This is a genomic window from Gemmobacter sp. (assembly GCF_016792925.1).
Taxonomy (GTDB): Bacteria; Pseudomonadota; Alphaproteobacteria; order Rhodobacterales; family Rhodobacteraceae; genus Gemmobacter.
The window spans coordinates 1-2,709 of sequence record NZ_JAEULU010000273.1 but is presented as its reverse complement, the minus strand read 5'-3'; the positions used below and the strand labels follow the sequence as shown (position 1 = coordinate 2,709).

The following is a 2,709-nucleotide window of genomic DNA, read 5'->3' as shown; positions in this document are numbered from 1 at the left end:
CCGGGCCGCCGCAATCTGCTGGCTGCCCTGCAAGGCCGGCGCGTCATCCTGGACCCGAACATTCGCCCGCATCTTTGGGAAGATGCCGCAATGATGCGCGATGTGCTGACCGAGGCGGCGGCGCTGTCCTGCCTCTGCCTGCCCAGCTTTGACGACGAGGCCGCCGCCTTTGGCGATGCCACGCCCGAGGCGACCGCCGCGCGCTATGCCGGGTTGGGTGTGGCGGAGGTGGTGGTGAAAAATGGCCCCGGTCCGGTGACGCTTTGGGCCGAGGGGCAGTGCCGCCACCACCCCGCAGCGACCCCGGTTGCGCCCGTGGATACTACCGGCGCCGGTGACAGTTTCAACGCGGCCTATCTGGCGACCCGGTTGGCGGGGCATACAGCAGAGCGCGCGCTTCAGGCCGGGCAGGCTTTGGCCGCGCGTGTGGTCGCCCATCCGGGCGCCTTGCTGCCCGAGGCGGCGCTGGCCGACTATCTGCGCGAGGCCGCTGCGCTGGTGGGTGCAACCCCATGAAACGCCTATTGATCACTGGGGCCGCCGGGGGCCTTGGCCACATGCTGCGCGACCGGCTGACCCATATCGCTCCGATCCTCCGGCTGGCCGATATTGCCCCCATTGCAGCGCCGCGCCCGTGGGAGGAAATCGTCCAATGCGACCTTGCCGATGCGGCGGCGGTGGAGGCGATGGTGGCGGGCTGCGACGGTATCCTGCATCTGGGCGGCATCTCGGTGGAGCGGCCCTTCGCGCCCATCATGCAGGCCAATATCCTCGGGCTTTACAACCTTTACGAGGCGGCGCGCGCGCAGGGCCAGCCGCGCATCCTGTTTGCCAGCTCCAATCACACGGTGGGGTTCTGGCAGCAAAGCGACCGTCTGCGGCCAGACTGCCCCTATCGCCCCGATGGGCTTTATGGCGTCTCCAAGGTGTTTGGCGAGGCGCTGGCGCGGATGTATTTCGACAAGTTCGGGCAGGAAACGGCTCTGCTGCGCATCGGCTCTTGCACGGAACGGCCGGAAAACCACCGCATGCTGGGCAGCTGGTTTTCGCATGATGATTTTCTGCGCCTGATCGAGGCGGTGTTCCGCGTGCCCAAGCTCGGCTGCCCGGTGATCTGGGGCGCGTCGAACAACAGCCGGGGCTGGTGGGATAACAGCCATCTCGACTGGCTGGGCTGGCAGCCGCAGGACAATGCCGAAGATTACGCCGCCGAAATTGCCCGCCAGCAACCGCCGCCTGCGCCCGATGATCCGCTGGCCCGGTTTCAGGGCGGGCTGTTCACCCAATTCCCCATCTACAAGGATTAATCATATGCCCTTCACGCCGCATGGCCATCATCTGATCGCGGGAACCTGGGTTTCGGGCGAGGCGCATTTCACCTCGGAGCCCGCGCATGGCCCGGCGCATCGCTTTGCCATCGGGACGGTCGATCTGGTGGCCCAAGCCTGCACGGCGGCAGAGGAGGCCTTCTGGTCGTTCAGCGCCACCCCGCGCGAGGCCCGCGCCGCATTTCTGGACCGCATCGCCGAGGAGATCGAGGCCCGCACCGAGGCCATCACCGAGATCGGCACACAGGAAACCGGCCTGCCTGTAGCGCGGCTGCAAGGCGAGCGGGGCCGCACCACCGGCCAGCTGCGCCTGTTCGCGGCGCATATCCGCAAGGGCGACTATCTGGACCGCCGCCTTGATCCGGCCTTGCCCGACCGCCAACCCGCGCCCCGGCCCGAAATCCGCCTGATCCAACGGCCCATCGGCCCGGTAGCGGTGTTCGGTGCCTCGAACTTCCCGCTGGCCTTCTCCACCGCAGGCGGGGACACGGCCTCGGCGCTGGCGGCGGGCTGCCCTGTGGTGGTGAAGGGCCATTCCGCCCATCCCGGCACGGCAGAGATCGTGGCCGAGGCCGTTCATGCGGCGGTCACGGCTTGCGGCCTGCATCCGGGGGTGTTCTCGCTCATCCAGGGCGGGCGGCGCGATGTCGGCACTGCGCTGGTCACGCATCCCCTCATCAAGGCCGTGGGCTTTACCGGGTCGCTGGCCGGGGGGCGGGCGCTGTTCGATCTTTGCGCCGCGCGCCCCGAGCCGATCCCCTTCTTTGGCGAGCTGGGCTCGGTCAATCCCATGTTCCTCCTGCCGGGCGCGATGGCCGCGCGCGGGGCAGAGATTGCCGCAGGCTGGGCGGCCAGTCTGACGATGGGGGCGGGGCAGTTCTGCACCAATCCCGGCATTGCCGTGGTGCGGGAAGATCAGGCTGCGGCCTTTGCCGAGGCCAGCGTGGCCGCCCTGAAATCCGTGCCTTCGCAGCCCATGCTGACCGAAGGCATGGCGACCGCCTTTGCCACGGGCCGCGACCGTATGGCGGCGGGGCAGGGGGTCGCGTCGCTGCTCGCGCAGCCCTGCGCGCCCCGGCACGCCATGCCGCAGCTTTTCCGGGTGAAGGGCGAGGATTGGCTGAGCGACCTGCATCTGTCAGAGGAGGTGTTCGGCCCGCTTGGCCTGATTGTCACCGTCACCTCGGCCGAGGAGATGGCGCAGATCGCCCGCAGCTTTGCCGGGCAATTGACCGCGACCCTGCACCTTGCCCGCGATGACCTGCCGCAGGCGCGCCAGTTGCTGCCCATTCTGGAGCGTATGGCAGGCCGGGTTCTGGCCAATGGCTTTCCCACCGGCGTGGAGGTCTGCGATGCCATGGTGCATGGCGGCCCCTATCCG

General features: G+C 68.5%; 3 protein-coding genes. All 3 read left to right on the top strand.

Annotated elements, in window-relative coordinates:
• Window positions 1-516: PfkB family carbohydrate kinase (locus tag JNN06_RS12985; RefSeq protein ID WP_291240016.1), on the top strand; the 516-nt coding region annotated here is incomplete at its 5' end.
• Entirely contained in the window at window positions 513-1,307 is a 795-nt protein-coding gene (locus JNN06_RS12980; protein WP_291240015.1) for an NAD(P)-dependent oxidoreductase, read from the top strand. The genes JNN06_RS12985 and JNN06_RS12980, both read left to right, overlap by 4 nt.
• Window positions 1,308-1,311: 4 nt before the next feature.
• Window positions 1,312-2,709 (top strand): aldehyde dehydrogenase (NADP(+)) (locus JNN06_RS12975; protein WP_291240014.1); only part of this gene is annotated, 1,398 nt, incomplete at its 3' end.

Coding starts and splice junctions, on each gene's coding strand:
- JNN06_RS12980 (WP_291240015.1), top strand. CDS start 513: ATGAAACGCCTATTGATCACTGGGGCCGCCGGGGGCCTTGGCCACATG.